Source organism: Streptomyces sp. WMMC500, assembly GCF_027497195.1.
GTDB lineage: Bacteria > Actinomycetota > Actinomycetes > Streptomycetales > Streptomycetaceae > Streptomyces.
This window is the reverse complement of sequence record NZ_CP114905.1, coordinates 8147417-8163976: the sequence shown is the minus strand read 5'-3', so window position 1 is coordinate 8163976 and position 16560 is coordinate 8147417. Positions and strand designations below refer to the sequence as shown.

The following is a 16560-nucleotide window of genomic DNA, read 5'->3' as shown; positions in this document are numbered from 1 at the left end:
GGTCGCGCAGGTTATGCCGGTCACGCCGCGGCCTCGCGGCTGTCCCCGCGGGCCCCGTCGCCGGTACGTGCCTCACCCCCGGCGGCCGTCACCGCGCCCGTCGTGCCGTCCACCGTCAGCGCCGTGCCCGGCGGGAAGCGGCCCACCGCGCCCGGTACGCCCACGGCCGTCGGCACCCCGAACTCCCGGGCCAGCACCGCCAGGTGCGACAGCGCGCTGCCGGTCTCGGCGACCAGCCCGGCGAGCCCGGCGAGCTGCGGCGCCAGCCCCGGGTCGAGCACCGGCACCACCAGCACCGCGTTCGGGGGCCGCTCCCCCGTCCCGTCCCACGCCACCCCCGCGCCGGCGCCGCCCCCGGCGCCCTGCCCGCCGCCCGCCGCCCCGGCGGCGCCCGCCGTGCGCCCCGGCTCCGCGACGGGCCGCCCGCCGGCCAGCCGGAACGCCGCGGGCAGCACCAGCCGTTCCGGCCGCGGCAGCCGCTCCGCGAAGTCCCGCGGCAGCCCCCTGCCTTCGGCGACCGCGACCAGCTCCGGCCACCGGAGCAGCGCCACCCGCGCCGCCTCGTCCAGCGCCCCCGCCGCCACCAGCCGCTCCGCCAGCTCCGCGACGACCCGGCTCTGCATCTCCTGCACCCACCGGATCCGCAGCCGCAGCCCCTCCCGTACGGGCAGCGCGCCCACCCCGCGCGGCACCCCGCTCCACCGGGTCCGTGCCGGCAGCACGGGCGCCGCACCGAGCGCCGGCGGCAGCAGCGCCAGCAGCACCGGGTGCCGGGCGATCAACTCGGCGTCGTCGTACGCCCCGTCCCGTCCCTCCTCCGCCAGCACCGCCAGCGCCTCGCCCGCCGCGGTGGCCCCGGCGCCCGCGCCGGGCAGCGCGCCGGCCAGCGACTCCTGGGCGTGCAGCGCGGACAGCACGGTACGGCCCCAGCCCGCCGCGTCCAGCAGCCGGCCGCCGGCCGCCGCTGGCCCGGGCACCGCGGCGAGCTGCTCGTCGACCTCGGCCATGAGGTCGAGGGCGAGCGCGGGCAGCGCGGTGCGCAGCCGCCCCATGCGCCAGGCCGCGCCGAGCAGCCGCGCACCGCGCAGGGGGTTGAGGAAGTCCCGTACCGGGTGCGCCGGCTTCGCCGCGCCGAGCAGCCTCAGGTCGGCCGCGGCCCGGCCGTCGACGGTGGTGACGACGGGCAGCGCGCGCAGGTGCCGCCGGGGCGCGGTGCCGGCGATGTCGAGGGCCACGGCCAGGCCGTGCGCCATGGGCGCCACCCACAGGTCCTCCTCCAGCGGCTGGAGCACCGCGGGAAAGGTCTCGGCGACGGGTCCGGGGCCCAGCAGCCGGGCGGTACGCGGGGGGCGCGGCGGCATCGCCGTGATGGGCCGGGACTGGAAGAGCCACAACCGCCCGTCGGGGTCGAAGCCGAACTCGACGTCCTGCGGCCCGCCGAAGACCCGCTCCGCGCGCCGGGCCAGGGACGCCAGCCGGGCCAGCTCGCCGCGGCCGAGGAGCCCCTCCCCTGGCGGCTCGGCGGGATCGACGGCGACGCGCCGGCCGCGGCGGTTGAGCTGGTAGCGGATGCCCTGCGCGGTGCCGTCGACGAGGGTGTCGGGGCCGCCGTCGACGGCGCTGACCAGCAGCCGGTCGTGCCGTCCCGCGACGGGGTCGGCGCCGAACATGACGCCGCCGGCCGCCGGGCGCAGCATGGGCTGCACGAGGACGGCCATGCGCGCGTGCGCCCCCGCCCGCAGCGGCGCCTCGCGGGGCGCGGCGGCGGGGCCGACGAGCCCGCGGGCGGCCGAGTCGAGCACGCGGCGCACCGCGGCGGCGAAGTCCTCCCAGCCGCGGACGTCGGGCACGGTCTCGTACCAGCCGGCCATCGAGGAGTCGGCGGCGTCCTCGTACGCGGAGGAGGACCGTACGATCAGCGGCCGCTGCCCGGCCTCGCTCAGGTCCCGCCAGGCGGCGCGCAGCGCGCGGGGGCCGGCGGGGACGCCGGGCGCGAGGGCGGGGTCGGTGAGCACGAAGCCCGGGAGTACGGGCAGCCCCGCGGCGGCGGCACGGGCCAGGTTCGCGGCCTTGGCCCCGGCGCGGTCGGGGTCGCGGGCCGGGCCGGTGTGCAGCGGCAGCACCGCCGGCCACCCCGCGCGCGCCAGCCGGTCCGCACGCGCCCCGCGCGCCGCCCGGTCACTGTCGTCCGCCCCCGCCGTCCGCTCCGCTTCGGTCGCCATCAGCGGCTCCACCTCCGCCCCTCGTGCGCGCGCCCCTGGCGGAGCTGCCGCGCCCGACTCGGTCCCGGGTAGCGGAGGGAGCCGGCCGGGGGCGTCGCGGGGCAGTCAGCGGGGAACCGCCGCGGCGGCCCGGCGGGTTCGACCGGGTTGCTTACGAATCAGTATGCCGCGATCGGCCGCAGGTATTCCTCGGGGACGTCCCCGAATGGCCCGGGCCGCGGGCCGCCGGCCGTCGGCGGCGCCGTCGTAGGGGTGTTCCGGCGCCGGGTCCTGAGTCCCGGGTCCCGGCGCGGCGCCCCCCGCTCAGCCGAGGAACGACAGCCGCACGCTGCGCTGCGGGTTGTCGCGGTTGGTGTCGACCAGCACCACCGACTGCCAGGTGCCCAGCTCCAGCCGGCCGCCGATCACCGGCAGCGTGGCGTGCGGCGGCACCAGCGCGGGCAGCACGTGGTCGCGGCCGTGGCCGGGGCTGCCGTGCCGGTGGTTCCAGCGGTCGTCGGCGGGCAGCAGGTCGTGCAGCGCGGCGAGGAGGTCGTCGTCGCTGCCGGCGCCCGTCTCGATGATCGCGATCCCGGCGGTGGCGTGCGGGACGAAGACGTTGAGCAGCCCGTCGCGGCCGTCGGCCGCCTCGCGCAGGAAGGCGTCGCAGTCGGCGGTGAGATCGTGCACGGTCTCGCCGGCCCCCGTGGTGATCCGGAGCGAGTGGGTCCTGAAGTCGGTCATGGGGTCAGCATCGCGCATGGGGAAGATCCGTGCCGCCACGGGTGTTGGCGCACACATGAGCGGCATCGTACGGACGCAGGTGGTGGTGATCGGCTCCGGCCAGGCGGGGCTGTCGACGGCGTACTTCCTGCGCCGCGCGGGCCTGGACTTCACCGTCCTGGACCACTCCCCCGGACCCGGCGGCGCGTGGCAGTTCCGGTGGCCGACGCTGACGTACGGCAGGGCGCACCGCGTCCACGACCTGCCGGGCATGCCGCTGGCCGCCGCGGAGAGCGACGGGAGGCTGCCGGCCGCGGAGGTCGTCGCCGAGTACTTCGCCGCGTACGAGCGCGCCTTCGAACTGCCGGTGCGCCGGCCCGTGGACGTCGCGGAGGTGCGCGAGGGCACCGGGACGGAGGCCGGGCGGCTGCTGGTCGTCTCGGACGCGGGCACGTGGTCGGCGCGCGCGCTGGTCAACGCCACGGGCACCTGGGACCGGCCGTTCTGGCCGCGCTACCCGGGCCAGGAGACGTTCCGCGGCCGGCAGCTCCACACGGCGCAGTACCGCGGCCCGCAGGAGTTCGCCGGGCAGCGGGTGGTGGTCGTCGGCGGCGGCGCCTCGGGCACGCAGCACCTGCTGGAGCTGGCGGGCACCGCGGCGGAGACCGCCTGGGTGACACGCAGGCCGCCGGTGTGGCGCGAGGGCCCGTTCGACGAGGACTGGGGCCGGGCCGTGGTGGCCAGGGTCGAGGAGCGGGTACGGGCCGGGCTGCCGCCCATGAGCGTGGTCGGCGAGACCGGGCTGCCGCTGACGGACGAGATCCGCGCGGCGCGCGCCGCGGGCGTGCTGGCGCGGCGGCCGATGTTCGAGCGGATCACGCCGGAGGGCGTGGCCTGGGCGGACGGGACGGTCTTCCGGGCGGACGCGATCCTGTGGGCGACGGGCTTCCGCGCGGCCGTCGACCACCTGGCGCCGCTGAAGCTCCGCGAGCCGGGCGGCGGCATCCGCGTGGAGGGCACCCGCGCGGCCCGCGACCCGCGGATCCACCTGGTCGGCTACGGCCCCTCGGCGAGCACGATCGGCGCCAACCGCGCCGGCCGCACCGCGGCCCGCGACCTGACCCGCCTCCTCGCCGATCCGCCGGGCCCCGGCCCCGCACCCGGGGCGCGCGGCGCGCTCAGCGCTGCTGTCTGAGGCTGGAGCTGCGGACGACCAACTCCGGTTGCAGCACGATGCGCTGGTGGTCGTGGTGCTCCACGCCCTCTTCCGTCTCCTCGATCAGCAGCTCCGCCGCCTCCCGCCCCATCCGGTGCGCCGGCTGGCGCACCGAGGTCAGCGGCACCGCCGCCGCGGCGGCGAACTCGATGTCGTCGTAGCCGACGAGCGCGATGTCGCCCGGCACCGAGACGCCCGCCGCGAAGAGGGTCTGGAGGACGCCGAGGGCCAGGAGGTCGTTGGCGCAGAACACCGCCGACGGGCGCGGCGACATGCCCAGCAGCCGGGCGCCGGCGTCGCGGCCGGCCGCGACGTCCATCTGCTCGGTCTCGACGTGCACCAGCGACTCCGGGCCGAGCCCCTCCTCGGCGAGCGCCGCCAGGGCGCCGGTGTGGCGGTCCTGGCACTGCGGGAGCTGCATGGGGCCGCTGACGTAGACCAGGGAGGTGTGGCCCGCGCCGATCAGGTGACGGGCGGCGAGCACGCCGCCCTGGACGTCGTCCAGCGAGACCGAGCAGGCGTCGGCGCTGGCGACGGTGCGGTCCACGAAGACGTACGGGATGCCGTGCCGGCCGAAGGACTCCAGGGTGCGCCCGCTGGTGTCGGCGGGGGTGACGAGCACCCCGCGGACCCGCTGCTCGGCGAAGAGGCCCAGGTACTCGGCCTCCTCGGCGGGGCTCTGGGCGCTGTTGCAGAGCATCACGCCGAGGCCGGCCGCGCGCGCGGCGCGCTCGGCGCCGGTGGCGACGTCGACGAAGAACGGGTTGGTCATGTCGAGCACGAGCAGCGCGATGATGCGGCTGCGGCCGGCGCGCAGTTGCCGCGCCGACTCGCTGCGCACGTAGCCGAGCCGGTCGATGGCCGCCTGCACCCGCTCGCGGGTGGCGGCGGCCACGCTGTCGGGCCGGTTGATGACGTTCGACACGGTGCCGACGGAGACGCCCGCGTGCCGCGCGACGTCCTTGATGCCCACCATGCGCCCCACGCGCGTTCCCCTTCAGCCGTCCAGCCGGTCGTACGCGGCGCGCCCCGGCCGCGGCCCGCCGCTCATGCTACGCACGGGGTGCGCCGGCCCCCGCGACCTCCACCAGGTCGAGGCCGGCGAGGTCCGCGAGCGCCCGCAGCTCGGGCAGCAGGTGCCCGGTGGCCAGCGCCCAGTGGTGGCCGACGCCGCTGGCGCTCCACTCGTCGCACCACTCGCCGGGGTCGCGGCCGAAGTCGACGCGGGAGGTGGTGTTGCCGATGGCCAGCAGCGGTCCCGCGGTGACGGTGCCCGCGGAGGCGATGAGGCGGTAGCGGCCGTCGCGGGTCTGGCCGAGGCCGACGGCGGTGACGGGCCCGTGCCGTACGTCGAACTCCACGGACACCCCCCAGCCGCGCTTGCCGTGGTAGACGCCGAGGCCGCGCAGCAGCGGCCGGCCCTCGCTGATCGCCAGGTGTCCGGGCCCGTCGTGGCCCATCTCCACCACGCCGTCGCGGAAGTTGAGCGCCTGCATCTCGGTGAAGGAGCCGCCGGCGCCGAACCGGTCGGCGACGAGCATGGCGAGCGAGGTGCGCAGCTCGTACTCGCCGGCGGCGGGGATGCCGCGGGCGGTGAGCAGGGAGGCGCCGAGGATCATGCCGGCGCCCAGCCGCTCGTGCGTCTCGCCGTCGAGGCCGCGGTGGTAGTACGCGAGGGAGTCCAGGTCGAAGTCGGCCACGAGCCGGTCGAGACCCACCGACACCCGCGCCGCCCAGGCGAGGTCGTCCGGGTCGACGGTCTCGTCGAGGTCGAAGACCCCGCGGGTCTCGGCGAGCTTGGCGGCCACCTCGGCGTCGCCAGCCTTCTCGGCCCGTACCCGCAGGTCGTCGAACTCCAGCACCTCGACGTGCCCGCCGAGGTTCGCGGTGACCATGGTGAGGTCGGTGGAGACGTCGTACATGCCCGGGTAGAGGTGGCCCATCAGCCCGTGCCGGCCGCCGCGCAGCGCGGCGCGCACCCCCGCCGCCCGGATCCAGCGGCCGATGCGGGTCCACGCCCGCTCGTCCTCCAGGTGGCCGGAGACGGAGCGGAAGGGGACGCCGCAGCGCTCGAAGGCGTTGGCCATCTCCGGCAGCGGGCAGGCGCCGCAGTAGGCGAGCCACTGCCCGGTGTCGAAGCTCGCGTGGTCCATCGCCTCGGTGGGCTGCAGGTTGATCAGCAGGACGGGCGCGCCGCTGCGCCGGGCGACGGGGACGAGCATGGTCGCGGTCATGTACGTGGTGAGGAAGCCGACGATCAGGTCGCAGTCCGCGGCACGCAGCTTCTCCGCGGCGGCGGCGCCCTCGGGGGCGTCGGAGACGAAGCCGGCGTCGACGACGTCGGCGTCGAAGCCCGCCAGCCGCTCGGCGACCCGGGCGGCGGAGCGCTTGAGCTGCGGCAGCAGTGCGGGGAACTGCGGCCAGTACGCGCCGAGTCCGCCGGCGACCAGGCCGATCCTGGGTTTGCGTGCGGTGGCGGGGGTGCGTGCGGTCGTCATCGGTGGCTCCTAGCGGGGCAGGGCGAAGTCCACGGTGCGCAGCGGCGAGGGCGTGGTGCCGGTGGACTTCTGCTGGTACATGAAGGACAGGACGCCGTCCCGGGCGAGCCGGGTCTCGTCGAGGTTCACCTCGCCGAAGGCGTCGAGGTCCGCGCCGTCGAAGAGGACCTTCCAGTCGGTCCAGCCGGAGGCGGCGGAGGCGGCGACGACGCGGCCGTAGGGCAGCACGACGTAGGCGTTGTCGTGGCGGTCGAAGGCGAGCTTGCCGCGCTGGCTGGACTCCAGGGGCACGGGGATCTCGGTCTTGTGCCAGCGTCCGGCGTCGTCGCGGTGGACGTGGAAGGCGCGGGCGTTCGCCTTGCGGTCGGCGACGTAGTTCGTGGAGCACTGGCCGAAGCGGCCGGGGACGTAGCTGATGAGCGCGTGCGGACGGCCTTCGGAGTCGGTGGCCTGGTGCTCCTGGTTCATCAGCGCGTGGTCGGGGGCGAGCGGGTCGGCGACGGTGCCGGGGTCGTCGAACGCGACGGCGTCCGCGCCGCCGGTGGTGCCGACGACCCGGCCTTCGGCGTTGGTCCAGGTGCGGCCGTCGTCGGTCGAGCGCACGTAGCCGGTGTCGTGGTTGCTGAGGCCGCCGGGGGCGCACATCACGGCGGCGTTCTGCTCGCGCCAGGTGTAGAAGGCGTGCAGGGTGCCGTCCGGGCCGTAGTCGATGCCGTGCAGGTACATGTTGCGGGCGTTGCTGCTGCCGTGGGCGGTGGTGTACGTGCCGGTGGAGCCGGACCACACGCCGAGTTCCCGCCACCGCTTCCCGTCGTACGCGGCCAGCGCGTTGCGGCCGTTGCCGGAGACGCCCTCGCGGTAGCTGAGCAGCAGGCCGCCGTCGGGGGTGGCGACGAACTGGGGGTAGGTGAAGCGGTCGGTGAGCGTGAGCCCGTCCAGCGTGGTCTGGACGGGTCCGAAGGCGTCCGCCGTCCAGTCGTGCGCCCCGGGGCGGTTCATCAGGCCCGGCACGGACTTGAGGTAGAAGTACCCGTCCGCGTGCGAGTCCATGTTGACGTGCAGCCGGCCGTCGGCGGCGGAGACGCCGAGGGAGATGACGTTGTGGGAGTCGTCGTACTTGAGCTTGTGGTCGAGGGTGACGGTCTCCCAGTCCCGTTCGCCGGGCGCGCGGCGGCCGAGGACGGCGCTGCGGTCGGCGGTGTACCAGGCCGCGTACTGGTGGCCGGCGTGGGTGAGGATGCCGTTCTTGGTGAAGGAGCTGTTGTTGACCAGGCCGTCGAAGGAGACGAAGAAGATCGCCTCCGGGTCGGGTTCGGTGTCCGCGATCCGGGTCAGCGACGGGCCGGGGGCCGCGGCGGTTCGGGGGCCGGCGGCCGGGCCGGGCGCCGCGGCGGCGGGGAGGGCGGTCACCGTCAGCAGCAGCGATGCGGCCAGGAGCGCGGGCTTCACGAGGGGGTGCGAGAGCAGTCTCATGGGGGGTCCTCAGTCGAGGTGGAAGACTTCTGCGAGGGGGCGTACGGCCGCGTCCGGCGCGGCGCCGTCGAGCGCCTCGAAGAACGGGGCCATCTCGGCCTGCCAGCGCGCGTTGACGTCGCTCGCGGCCATCGCGGCCTGCGCGGCGGCGAAGTCGTCGGTCTCCAGGTAGCCGACGAGGAGGCCGTCGTCGCGCAGGAAGAGCGAGTAGTTGCGCCAGCCGGCGGCGGAGAGCGCGGCGAGCATGTCCGGCCACACGGCCGCGTGCCGCTCGCGGTACTCCGCCAGCCGGTCGGCGTGCACCTTCAGCAGGAAGCAGACGCGGGGCATCGCGCCGCGCTCCTCAGAAGTCGTACTCGTCGATGTTCTTCTCGTCGAACACGGTCGGCGGGCCGAGGATGACCTCGCCGTCCTTGCCGACGGTGTACTCGCCGAGCCGGCCCGCCTCGAACTTCTCGCCCTCCTTGCCGGTGATCTGGCCGGAGGCCAGCGCGGCGGCGGCGTACGCGCCGAGGTAGCCGAGGTCCTTGGGGTCCCACAGGGAGAACTCCTCGACGGTGCCGTCCTTGACGAACTTGCGCATCTGGTTCGGCGTGCCGAGGCCGTTGAGCACGACGTCGCCCTTGTAGTCGGAGGAGCTGATGTAGCGGGCGGCGGCGGCGATGCCGACCGTGGTGGGCGAGATGATGCCCTTCAGGTCGGGGTACGCCTTGAGCAGGCCTTGGGTCTCCTGGAAGGACTTCTGGTCGTCGTCGTCGCCGTAGGCGACCTTGACCAGCTCCATGTCCTTGTACTCGGGCTTCTTCAGCTCGTCCTTCATGAACCTGATCCAGGTGTTCTGGTTCGTGGCGTTCTGCGTCGCCGACAGGATCGCGATCTGTCCCTTGTGGTCGAGCTGTTCGGCGATCCGCCGCACCTGGCTGCGGCCGATCTCCTCGGAGCTGGCCTGGTTGATGAAGAGCTGGCGGCAGTCCTTGGCGGTGTCGGAGTCGTACGCGACGACCTTGATGTCCTGCTGCATGGCCGTCTTCAGCGGGCCGCAGACCGCGTTGGGGTCGTTGGCGGCGATGAGGATGGCGTCCTGGCGCTGCTGGATCAGGGTGTTGATGTACGAGACCTGCGAGGACGCCTTGGCGTCGGAGGGCCCGACCTCCTTGGCCTCGGCGTCGAACTCCGCGCTGGCCTCGATGCCGGCCTCGTCGACGATCTGCTCGTACGGGTTGTTGATCTGCTTGGGCAGGAACGCGATCTTCAGGCCCTTCTTCAGCGGCGCGTCCGGGTTCGCGGTGGCGTCCGACACCTGCTCCGCGGCGTCGTTCTCCGCGTCGTCCTTGGTGGTGCCCGAACAGGCGCCGGCCGCCAGGGCGAGGGCGCACAGCGCGGCTGTCGCGGCGAGGGTGCGGCTCTTGTTACGCATGCGGGTGAACCTTTCGCGTTCGGTTCCGCGAGTCGCGGAGCAGAGTCGGACGAGGGTCGGTGGGTCAGGGGGCCGCCGCGAGGCGGCGGTTGCGGCGGTCCGCGAGCGCGGCGACGGCGCGCGGGGCGAGGACGGAGGCGATGAGCAGCAGCCCGGTGACGATCACGCGGATCTCGTTCGCCACGTCGTTGAGGGTGAGCAGGTTGTTGAGCAGGCCGATGAGGAGCACGCCGGCGACGGCGCCGCCGAGGGTGCCCTTGCCGCCGTTGAAGTCGACGCCGCCGAGGAGCACGGAGGCGATGACGACGAGTTCGAGGCCCAGGCCGTTGTCGGCGCGGGCGCTGCCGTAGCGCAGGGTGTAGACGATGCCGGCGAAGGACGCCGTCAGGCCGGAGACGACGAACAGGGCGAGCTTGATGCGCTTGACGCGGATGCCGGCGAACCAGGCGGCTTCCTCCTGGGCGCCGATGGCGTACAGCGAGCGGCCGAAGCCGGTCATGTGCAGCAGCACGGCGGCGAGCACGGCGAGTACCGCGAAGAGCGCGATGGGGTACGGCACGAAGGTGCCCGGCACGGTCTCGGTGGCGGAGGCCCACTTGGCGTAGTCGTCGGGGAAGCCCGCGACGGCCTTGTCGCCGAGGACCACCGAGGCCAGGCCCCGGTAGAGGGTGAGGGTGCCGATGGTCACGGCCAGCGGCGGCAGCCCGACCCGGGTGACGAGCCAGCCGTTGAGCAGTCCGCCGGCCGCGCCGGCGAGCAGGCAGACCGGCACGATCAGCTCGAAGGCGTAGCCGGCGTCCCAGAGCGAGCCGGCGAGCGCGCTGGACAGGCCGAGCATGGAGGCGACGGACAGGTCGACCTGGCCGGCGACGACGAGCAGCGTCATCGGCAGCGCGATGAGGGCGATCTCGGCGGTGTCGTTGAGCGCGGCGGACATGTTGCCGGTGGAGGCGAAGCCGTCGGTGGACGAGGTGCCGGCCAGGAACACCGCGATCAGCAGGATGCCGACGGCGGTGTCCCACCGCAGGTAGGTGCCGAGCGACTTCACTGCCGCCTCCTCTTCCGCAGCGCGCTGGTGGTGCGCCGCTGCACGATGCGGTCGGTGGTGATGGCGGCGAGCAGCAGCACGCCCGTGATGGCCTGCTGCCAGAAGGAGCTGACCTTGAGCACGACCAGCGCGCTGCCGATGGTGGTGAGCAGCGCGGCGCCGAGCGCGGCGCCCCACACGGAGCCGACGCCGCCGGTGATGGCGACGCCGCCGACGACGACGGCGCTGACGACGGTCAGCTCCCAGCCGTTGGCCGCGTCCGCCACGACGGTGCCGAAGCGGGCGAGCCACAGCGCGCCGGCGAAGCCGGCGACGGCGCCGGAGAAGGCGTACGCGCCGAGCACGCGGCGGCGGATGGGGATGCCCGCGAGCCGCGCCGCCTCGGGGTTGGAGCCGATCGCGTACAGCTCCCGGCCGCCGGTGTAGGAGCGCAGGTAGTACGCGGTGCCGGCGAGGACGGCGAAGGTGATCAGCGGCAGGTACGGGATGCCGAGGACGCTGCCGGTGCCGAGGGAGAGGACGTCGTCGGGGAGGTTGGCGGCGTTGATCTGCTCGCCGCCCGCCCACCAGTAGTCCAGGCCCTGGATGACGTAGAGCATGCCGAGGGTCACGACCAGCGCGGGCACCTTGCCGAAGCTCACCAGCAGCCCGCTGACCAGTCCGCACGCGGTGCCCAGCGCGATGCCGAGCAGCACGACGGTGAACGCGCCGTGGTCGGTGCCGGAGACGAAGTCGCCGCAGGCGAAGGCGGTGAGGCCGACGACGGAGCCGACGGACAGGTCGATGTTGCGGGTGATGACGACGACGGACTGGCCGACGGCGAGCAGCACCAGGATCGAGGAGTTGAGCAGCAGGTCCTCGACACCCTGGTCGTCCAGGAAACCTGGGTTGGCGATCCAGGTGCAGAGGATCAGCAGGACGAGGGCGCCGCCGATGGAGAGTTCGCGGGCGCGGAAGACGGCGTCGACGAGCGAGCGTGCGGAGCGCTCGTCGCCACCCGCGGGGGCGGGCCCGGTCTTCTGTGCGGTCGCGCTCATGCCGCCGCCCCCCTGGCGCCGCGGCCGGTCGCGGCGGTCATCACCGACTCCTCGGTGGCCCCGGCCCGGGGGATCTCGGCGACGAGGCGGCCCTCGTGCATGACGAGCACCCGGTCGGCCATGCCGAGGACCTCCGGCAGGTCGGAGGAGACCATGAGGACGGCGAGGCCCCCGGCGGCCAGTTCGGAGAGCAGCCGGTGCACCTCGGCCTTGGTGCCGACGTCGATGCCGCGGGTCGGCTCGTCCACGATGAGCACCGACGGCTCGGTGGCCAGCCACTTGGCGAGGACGACCTTCTGCTGGTTGCCGCCGGAGAGCACGCCGACGTCGTCGGTGAGCTTGCCGTACTTCAGCCGCAGCCGCGCCGCCCAGTCGGCGGCCCGGCCGCGCTCCAGCGCGCGCTTGACGAGCCCGGCGGAGCCGAGGCGGCCGAGGCCGGTGAGGCCGATGTTGCGCTCGATGGACATCTCCATGACCAGGCCGCGCTGCCGCCGGTCCTCCGGGACGAGGGCGACCCCCGCGTCCATGGCGGCGGTCGGCGAGCCGCGGCGCAGCGGCCGGCCGGCCACGTGCACCTCGCCGGCGTCGGGGGTGTCGACGCCGAACGCGGCCTGGACGACCTCGCTGCGGCCGGCGCCGACGAGGCCGGCGAGCGCGACGATCTCGCCGCGGCGGACGTCGAAGGAGACGTCGTGGAAGACGCCTTCGCGGGTGAGCCGCCGCACGGACAGGGCGGTCTCGCCCAGGTCGGCGTCCTGCTTGGGGTACAGCTCGGCCAGGTCGCGGCCGACCATGCGGCGTACGAGGGCGTCCTCGGTGAGCGCGTCGACCTCGTCGGTGGCGATCCGGCGGCCGTCGCGCAGCGTGGTGACGCGGCGGCAGAGCCGGAAGATCTCCTCCAGCCGGTGCGAGATGAAGAGCACGGCGGCGCCCTCGGCGCGCAGCGCCTCGACGACGGCGAAGAGACGGGCGGTCTCGCTGCCGGTGAGCGCCGCGGTGGGCTCGTCCATGATCAGGACGCGGGCGTCGAACGACAGCGCCTTGGCGATCTCCACGATCTGCTGGTCGGCGATGGACAGCCCGCGCGCCGGGCGGTCCGGGGCGAGGTCCACGCCGAGGCGGCGCATGAGCGCGGCGGTGGCGTCGTGGACCGAGGCGCGGTCGATGCGGCGCAGGGTGCGGCGGGGCTGGCGGCCCATGAAGATGTTCTCGGCGATGGACAGGTCGGGGAAGAGCGTGGGTTCCTGGTAGATCACGGCGATGCCCGCGTCGCGGGCGTCGGCCGGGCCGTGGAAGGCCACCGGGGCGTCGTCGAGGAGCAGGTGGCCGGCGTCGGGGCGGTGGACGCCCGCGAGGATCTTGATGAGGGTGGACTTCCCCGCGCCGTTCTCGCCGGCGAGGGCGTGTGCCTCGCCGGCGTGCAGCGTGAGGGAGACGTCCTGCAGGGCGCGTACGGCCCCGAAGGACTTGCTCAGGCCGCGCGCGGCCAGGACGGGCACTTCTGTCATGGTCAGCACCGTTGCGGTCGGCGGTCGTGAAAGGTTTCAATGAGTTTTCACGGAAGCTAGACCTCCCCCAACAGGCCCGTCAATGGGTCGGACATGGAAACCTTCCGGGCAACACCACATCGCCCGCAGCCCCTTGACACCCCTTCCACGCCTCCTTAACTTCGTGATCTGAAACGATTCATGCTCGCGTCGTCCCCCGGAGGACCCCGTGATCAGCAGACGTCGACTCCTCGGCACCGCCACCGCCCTCGGCACCGCCGCCGCCACCGGCGCCGCGCCCGCCGCCCGCGCTGCCACGGCAGCCGGGACTGATGCGGTCCGGAGGGCGGAGGTGACCCGGCCGACCGCCGAGTACGCGGTCCGGCCCCTCGGTCTCGACGTCGACCGGCCCCGGCTGAGCTGGCCGGTGGAGTCCGGCGCGCCGGGCGGCGCGCAGAGCGCGTACCAGGTCCGGGTGGCCACCTCGCCGGACCGGCTGGGCGACCCCGACGTGTGGGACAGCGGCAAGGTCGCCTCGGCCGACTCCGTCCTCGTGCCGTACGGCGGGCCCGCGTTGCGGCCCCGTACCCGCTACCACTGGACCGTCCGCGTCTGGGACCGGGACGGCACGGCCTCCGACTGGAGCGAGCCCACCTGGTGGGAGACCGGACTGCGCGGCGAGGAGTGGGCGGCGACCTGGATCGCCGCGCCCGACCTGCCCACCGACGCGCCGGACATCACCGGCGCCTCGTGGATCTGGTTCCCCGAGGGGGACCCCGCGAACAGCGCCCCCGCCGAGACCCGCTGGTTCCGCGCCCGGCTCGACGTCCCCGAGGGCGTCACCCGGGCCCGGCTCGCCGTGGCCGCCGACGACCGCCACACCACGTACGTCGACGGCACCGAGGTCGCCGCCGGCACGGCCTGGAACCGCCCCGACGTCGTGGACGTCACCGGCCTGCTCGGCGCCGGCACCGTCGTCGTGGCCGTCGCCGCCACCAACGGCGCCGCCGGACCCGCCGGGCTGCTCGGCGCCCTCGAACTCACCACCGCCGACGGTGTGACCACCCGCGTCACCGACGCCGGCTGGAAGGCCGCCGACGCCGAGCCCGCCGACGGCTGGACGGCGCCGGACTTCGACGACTCGGCGTGGTCCGCCGCGAAGGTCCTGGCTCCCTGGGGCTCAGGCCCGTGGGGCGAGGTCACCGTGCCCGTCTCGCTGCCCGCGGCCCGGCTGCGGCACGAGTTCCGGCTGCCGGCGCGGCCCATCGCCCGGGCGCGGCTGTACGCGACGGCCCTCGGGCTGTACGAGGCGCACCTCAACGGCCGCCGGGTCGGCGAGGACGTGCTCGCGCCCGGGTGGAGCGACTACCACACGCGGGTGCAGTACCAGACGTACGACGTCACCGGCCTGGTGCGGCCCGGCGCCAACGCCGTCGGCGTCGACCTGGCCGCCGGCTGGTACGCGGGCAACCTCGGCTGGTTCGGCCCGCACCACTACGGCGAACGCCCCGCGCTGCTGGCGCAGTTGGAGGTCACGTACGCCGACGGCGGCGTCGAGCGGATCCTGTCGGACACCGGCTGGCGCGCCGCCGGCAGCCCCGTGACCGCCGCGGACCTGATCGCCGGCGAGGACCACGACGCGCGCCTGGAGACCCCCGGCTGGACCGCGCCCGGCTTCGACGACTCCGGCTGGGGGCCCGCCGAGGCCGCCGACGGCGGCGGCACGGCGATCGTCGCGCAGGTGGACGCGCCGACCCGGGTGGTCAGCGAGCTGCCCGCGCGGAAGGTCACCGAGCCCGCGCCCGGGGTGTTCGTCTTCGACCTCGGCCAGAACCTGGTCGGCGCCGTCCGGCTGCGCGTGCGGGGCGAAGCCGGCACCGTCGTCACGCTGCGCCACGCCGAAGTCCTCAACCCGGACGGCACCCTGTACACCGCCAACCTGCGCACCGCCCGCGCCACCGACACGTACACCCTGCGCGGCGCGGACGACGGCGAGGTCTATGAGCCGAAGTTCACCTTCCACGGCTTCCGCTACGTCGAGGTCACCGGCTATCCGGGCAGGCCGGAGAAGAACGCCGTCACCGGCCGGGTGATGCACACCGACGCGCCGTTCACCATGGACTTCGCGACCAACGTCGAGACGCTCGACAAGCTGCACTCCAACATCACCTGGGGCCAGCGCGGCAACTTCCTGTCCGTGCCCACCGACACCCCCGCCCGCGACGAACGCCTCGGCTGGACCGGCGACATCAACGTCTTCGCGCCCACCGCGGCGTACACGATGGAGTCCGCCCGCTTCCTCACCAAGTGGCTGTACGACCTGCGCGACGACCAGGCGGACGACGGCGCGTACCCCGACGTCGCCCCGTGGGTCGGCCCCGTCGGCAAGGGCGTCGCCGGCTGGGGCGACGCCGGCACCACCGTGCCGTGGGCGCTGTACCAGGCGTACGGCGACACCCGGGTGCTGGAGCAGTCGTGGGACTCGATGCTGGCGTGGCTGGAGTACCTGAAGCGCAACAGCACCGGCCACCTGCGCCCCGCCGAGGGCTACGGCGACTGGCTCAACACCGACGACGAGACTCCCAAGGACGTCATCGGCACCGCGTACTTCGCGCACAGCGCCGACCTCGTCGGCCGGATCGCCCGCGTCCTCGGCCGCGACCCGGCGCCGTACGACGCGCTCTTCGGCGCCGTACGGGAGGCGTTCAGGGCCGCGTACGTCTCCGAAGGCGGCGCCCGGATCAAGGGCGACACGCAGACCGCGTACGTGCTGGCGCTCTCCATGGACCTGCTGCCCGAGGACGCCCGCGGGCCCGCCGCCGACCGTCTCGTCGCCCTGATCGAGGCCCGCGACTGGCATCTGTCCACCGGCTTCCTCGGCACCCCGCGGCTGCTGCCCGTGCTCACCGCCACCGGCCACCACGACGTCGCCTACCGGCTGCTGCACCAGGACACGTTCCCCGGCTGGGGCTACCAGATCGCCAGCGGCGCCACCACCATGTGGGAGCGCTGGGACTCCATCAAGCCCGACGGCTCGTTCCAGGACGCGGGCATGAACTCCTTCAACCACTACGCCTACGGCTGCGTCGGCGAGTGGATGTACCGGCACATCACCGGGATCGCCCCCGCCGAGCCGGGCTTCCGCAAGGTGCTGATCCGGCCCCGGCCCGGCGGCGAGGTCGACCGGGCCACCGGCCGGCTCACCACGCTCTACGGCCCCGTCACCACCGACTGGCGCGAGCGCGACGGCCGGCTGCGGCTGGAGGTGACGCTCCCCTTCAACACCACCGCCGAGGTCTGGGTCCCCGCCCGGTCCGCGGCGGACGTCTCCCACGGCCGCGCCCGCTTCCTGCGGACGGAGGACGGCTGCGCCGTCTTCGCCGCGGACGCGGGCACGCACCGCTTCACCAACTGACGACACCCCACCTGACAGCGACACCCCGCGCGGAAAGGCTTCGCG

General features: G+C 74.7%; 12 protein-coding genes. 2 read left to right on the top strand and 10 right to left on the bottom strand.

All coding sequences use genetic code 11. The features are described 5' to 3' along the window. Positions 1-20 precede the first annotated feature (20 nt). Together O7599_RS35150 and O7599_RS35145 are read right to left on the bottom strand one after the other, a co-directional pair. Positions 21-2222 (bottom strand): PEP/pyruvate-binding domain-containing protein, encoded by a 2202-nt coding sequence (locus O7599_RS35150; RefSeq protein WP_281619652.1) that lies wholly within the window; start codon positions 2220-2222, stop codon positions 21-23. Positions 2223-2525: 303 nt separating this feature from the next. Next, positions 2526-2945, bottom strand: coding sequence for a secondary thiamine-phosphate synthase enzyme YjbQ (locus O7599_RS35145; RefSeq protein ID WP_281619651.1), 420 nt, complete (start codon positions 2943-2945; stop codon positions 2526-2528). A 55-nt stretch (positions 2946-3000) separates the two neighbouring features. Here O7599_RS35145 and O7599_RS35140 point away from each other — a divergent pair, with 55 nt between their 5' ends. After that, on the top strand, positions 3001-4119 hold the full coding sequence (locus O7599_RS35140; RefSeq protein WP_281619650.1) for an FAD-dependent oxidoreductase: 1119 nt from the start codon (positions 3001-3003) through the stop codon (positions 4117-4119). Here O7599_RS35140 and O7599_RS35135 read toward each other — a convergent pair. The 8 genes from O7599_RS35135 to O7599_RS35100 all read right to left on the bottom strand — a co-directional run bounded on the left by O7599_RS35135 (position 4103) and on the right by O7599_RS35100 (position 13121). Further along, positions 4103-5116, bottom strand: a complete 1014-nt coding sequence (locus O7599_RS35135) for a LacI family DNA-binding transcriptional regulator (RefSeq protein ID WP_281623643.1) — start codon at positions 5114-5116, stop codon at positions 4103-4105. The genes O7599_RS35140 and O7599_RS35135 overlap by 17 nt on opposite strands. A 76-nt stretch (positions 5117-5192) precedes the next feature. Beyond that, positions 5193-6638 carry an L-fucose/L-arabinose isomerase family protein gene (locus tag O7599_RS35130; RefSeq protein ID WP_281619649.1) on the bottom strand — a complete coding sequence of 482 codons (1446 nt, stop codon included), beginning with the start codon at positions 6636-6638 and terminating at the stop codon, positions 5193-5195. Positions 6639-6647: 9 nt separating this feature from the next. Then, positions 6648-8111, bottom strand: coding sequence for a BNR repeat-containing protein (locus O7599_RS35125; RefSeq protein ID WP_281619648.1), 1464 nt, complete (start codon positions 8109-8111; stop codon positions 6648-6650). Positions 8112-8120: 9 nt separating this feature from the next. Beyond that, a complete protein-coding gene (locus O7599_RS35120) occupies positions 8121-8441 on the bottom strand; it encodes an L-rhamnose mutarotase (protein WP_281619647.1) in 321 nt (106 codons plus the stop codon). A 13-nt stretch (positions 8442-8454) separates the two neighbouring features. Beyond that, the gene (rhaS, locus tag O7599_RS35115; protein WP_281619646.1) at positions 8455-9528 is read right to left on the bottom strand and encodes a rhamnose ABC transporter substrate-binding protein; all 1074 of its coding nucleotides are present in this window, start codon (positions 9526-9528) and stop codon (positions 8455-8457) included. 64 nt (positions 9529-9592) lie between these two features. After that, positions 9593-10576: an ABC transporter permease gene (locus O7599_RS35110; protein WP_281619645.1), complete on the bottom strand. Its 984-nt coding sequence runs from the start codon at positions 10574-10576 to the stop codon at positions 9593-9595. After that, the gene (locus O7599_RS35105) at positions 10573-11613 is read right to left on the bottom strand and encodes an ABC transporter permease (protein WP_281619644.1); all 1041 of its coding nucleotides are present in this window, start codon (positions 11611-11613) and stop codon (positions 10573-10575) included. The genes O7599_RS35110 and O7599_RS35105 overlap by 4 nt, the downstream gene beginning before the upstream one ends. Further along, positions 11610-13121, bottom strand: a complete 1512-nt coding sequence (locus O7599_RS35100) for a sugar ABC transporter ATP-binding protein (protein WP_281619643.1) — start codon at positions 13119-13121, stop codon at positions 11610-11612. Before O7599_RS35100 ends, O7599_RS35105 begins: the two co-directional genes overlap by 4 nt. 208 nt (positions 13122-13329) lie before the next feature. Between O7599_RS35100 and O7599_RS35095 the strand changes: the two genes are divergently transcribed. Next, positions 13330-16515 (top strand): alpha-L-rhamnosidase, encoded by a 3186-nt coding sequence (locus tag O7599_RS35095; RefSeq protein ID WP_281619642.1) that lies wholly within the window; start codon positions 13330-13332, stop codon positions 16513-16515. Positions 16516-16560: the final 45 nt, after the last annotated feature.

What these genes read in the sequence shown, in the direction of transcription:
- O7599_RS35150 (WP_281619652.1), bottom strand. Translation starts at nt 2,222, where the DNA reads ATGGCGACCGAAGCGGAGCGGACGGCGGGGGCGGACGACAGTGACCGG.
- O7599_RS35145 (WP_281619651.1), bottom strand. Translation starts at nt 2,945, where the DNA reads ATGACCGACTTCAGGACCCACTCGCTCCGGATCACCACGGGGGCCGGC.
- O7599_RS35140 (WP_281619650.1), top strand. Translation starts at nt 3,001, where the DNA reads ATGAGCGGCATCGTACGGACGCAGGTGGTGGTGATCGGCTCCGGCCAG.
- O7599_RS35135 (WP_281623643.1), bottom strand. Translation starts at nt 5,116, where the DNA reads ATGGTGGGCATCAAGGACGTCGCGCGGCACGCGGGCGTCTCCGTCGGC.
- O7599_RS35130 (WP_281619649.1), bottom strand. Translation starts at nt 6,638, where the DNA reads ATGACGACCGCACGCACCCCCGCCACCGCACGCAAACCCAGGATCGGC.
- O7599_RS35125 (WP_281619648.1), bottom strand. Translation starts at nt 8,111, where the DNA reads ATGAGACTGCTCTCGCACCCCCTCGTGAAGCCCGCGCTCCTGGCCGCA.
- O7599_RS35120 (WP_281619647.1), bottom strand. Translation starts at nt 8,441, where the DNA reads ATGCCCCGCGTCTGCTTCCTGCTGAAGGTGCACGCCGACCGGCTGGCG.
- rhaS (WP_281619646.1), bottom strand. Translation starts at nt 9,528, where the DNA reads ATGCGTAACAAGAGCCGCACCCTCGCCGCGACAGCCGCGCTGTGCGCC.
- O7599_RS35105 (WP_281619644.1), bottom strand. Translation starts at nt 11,613, where the DNA reads ATGAGCGCGACCGCACAGAAGACCGGGCCCGCCCCCGCGGGTGGCGAC.
- O7599_RS35100 (WP_281619643.1), bottom strand. Translation starts at nt 13,121, where the DNA reads ATGACAGAAGTGCCCGTCCTGGCCGCGCGCGGCCTGAGCAAGTCCTTC.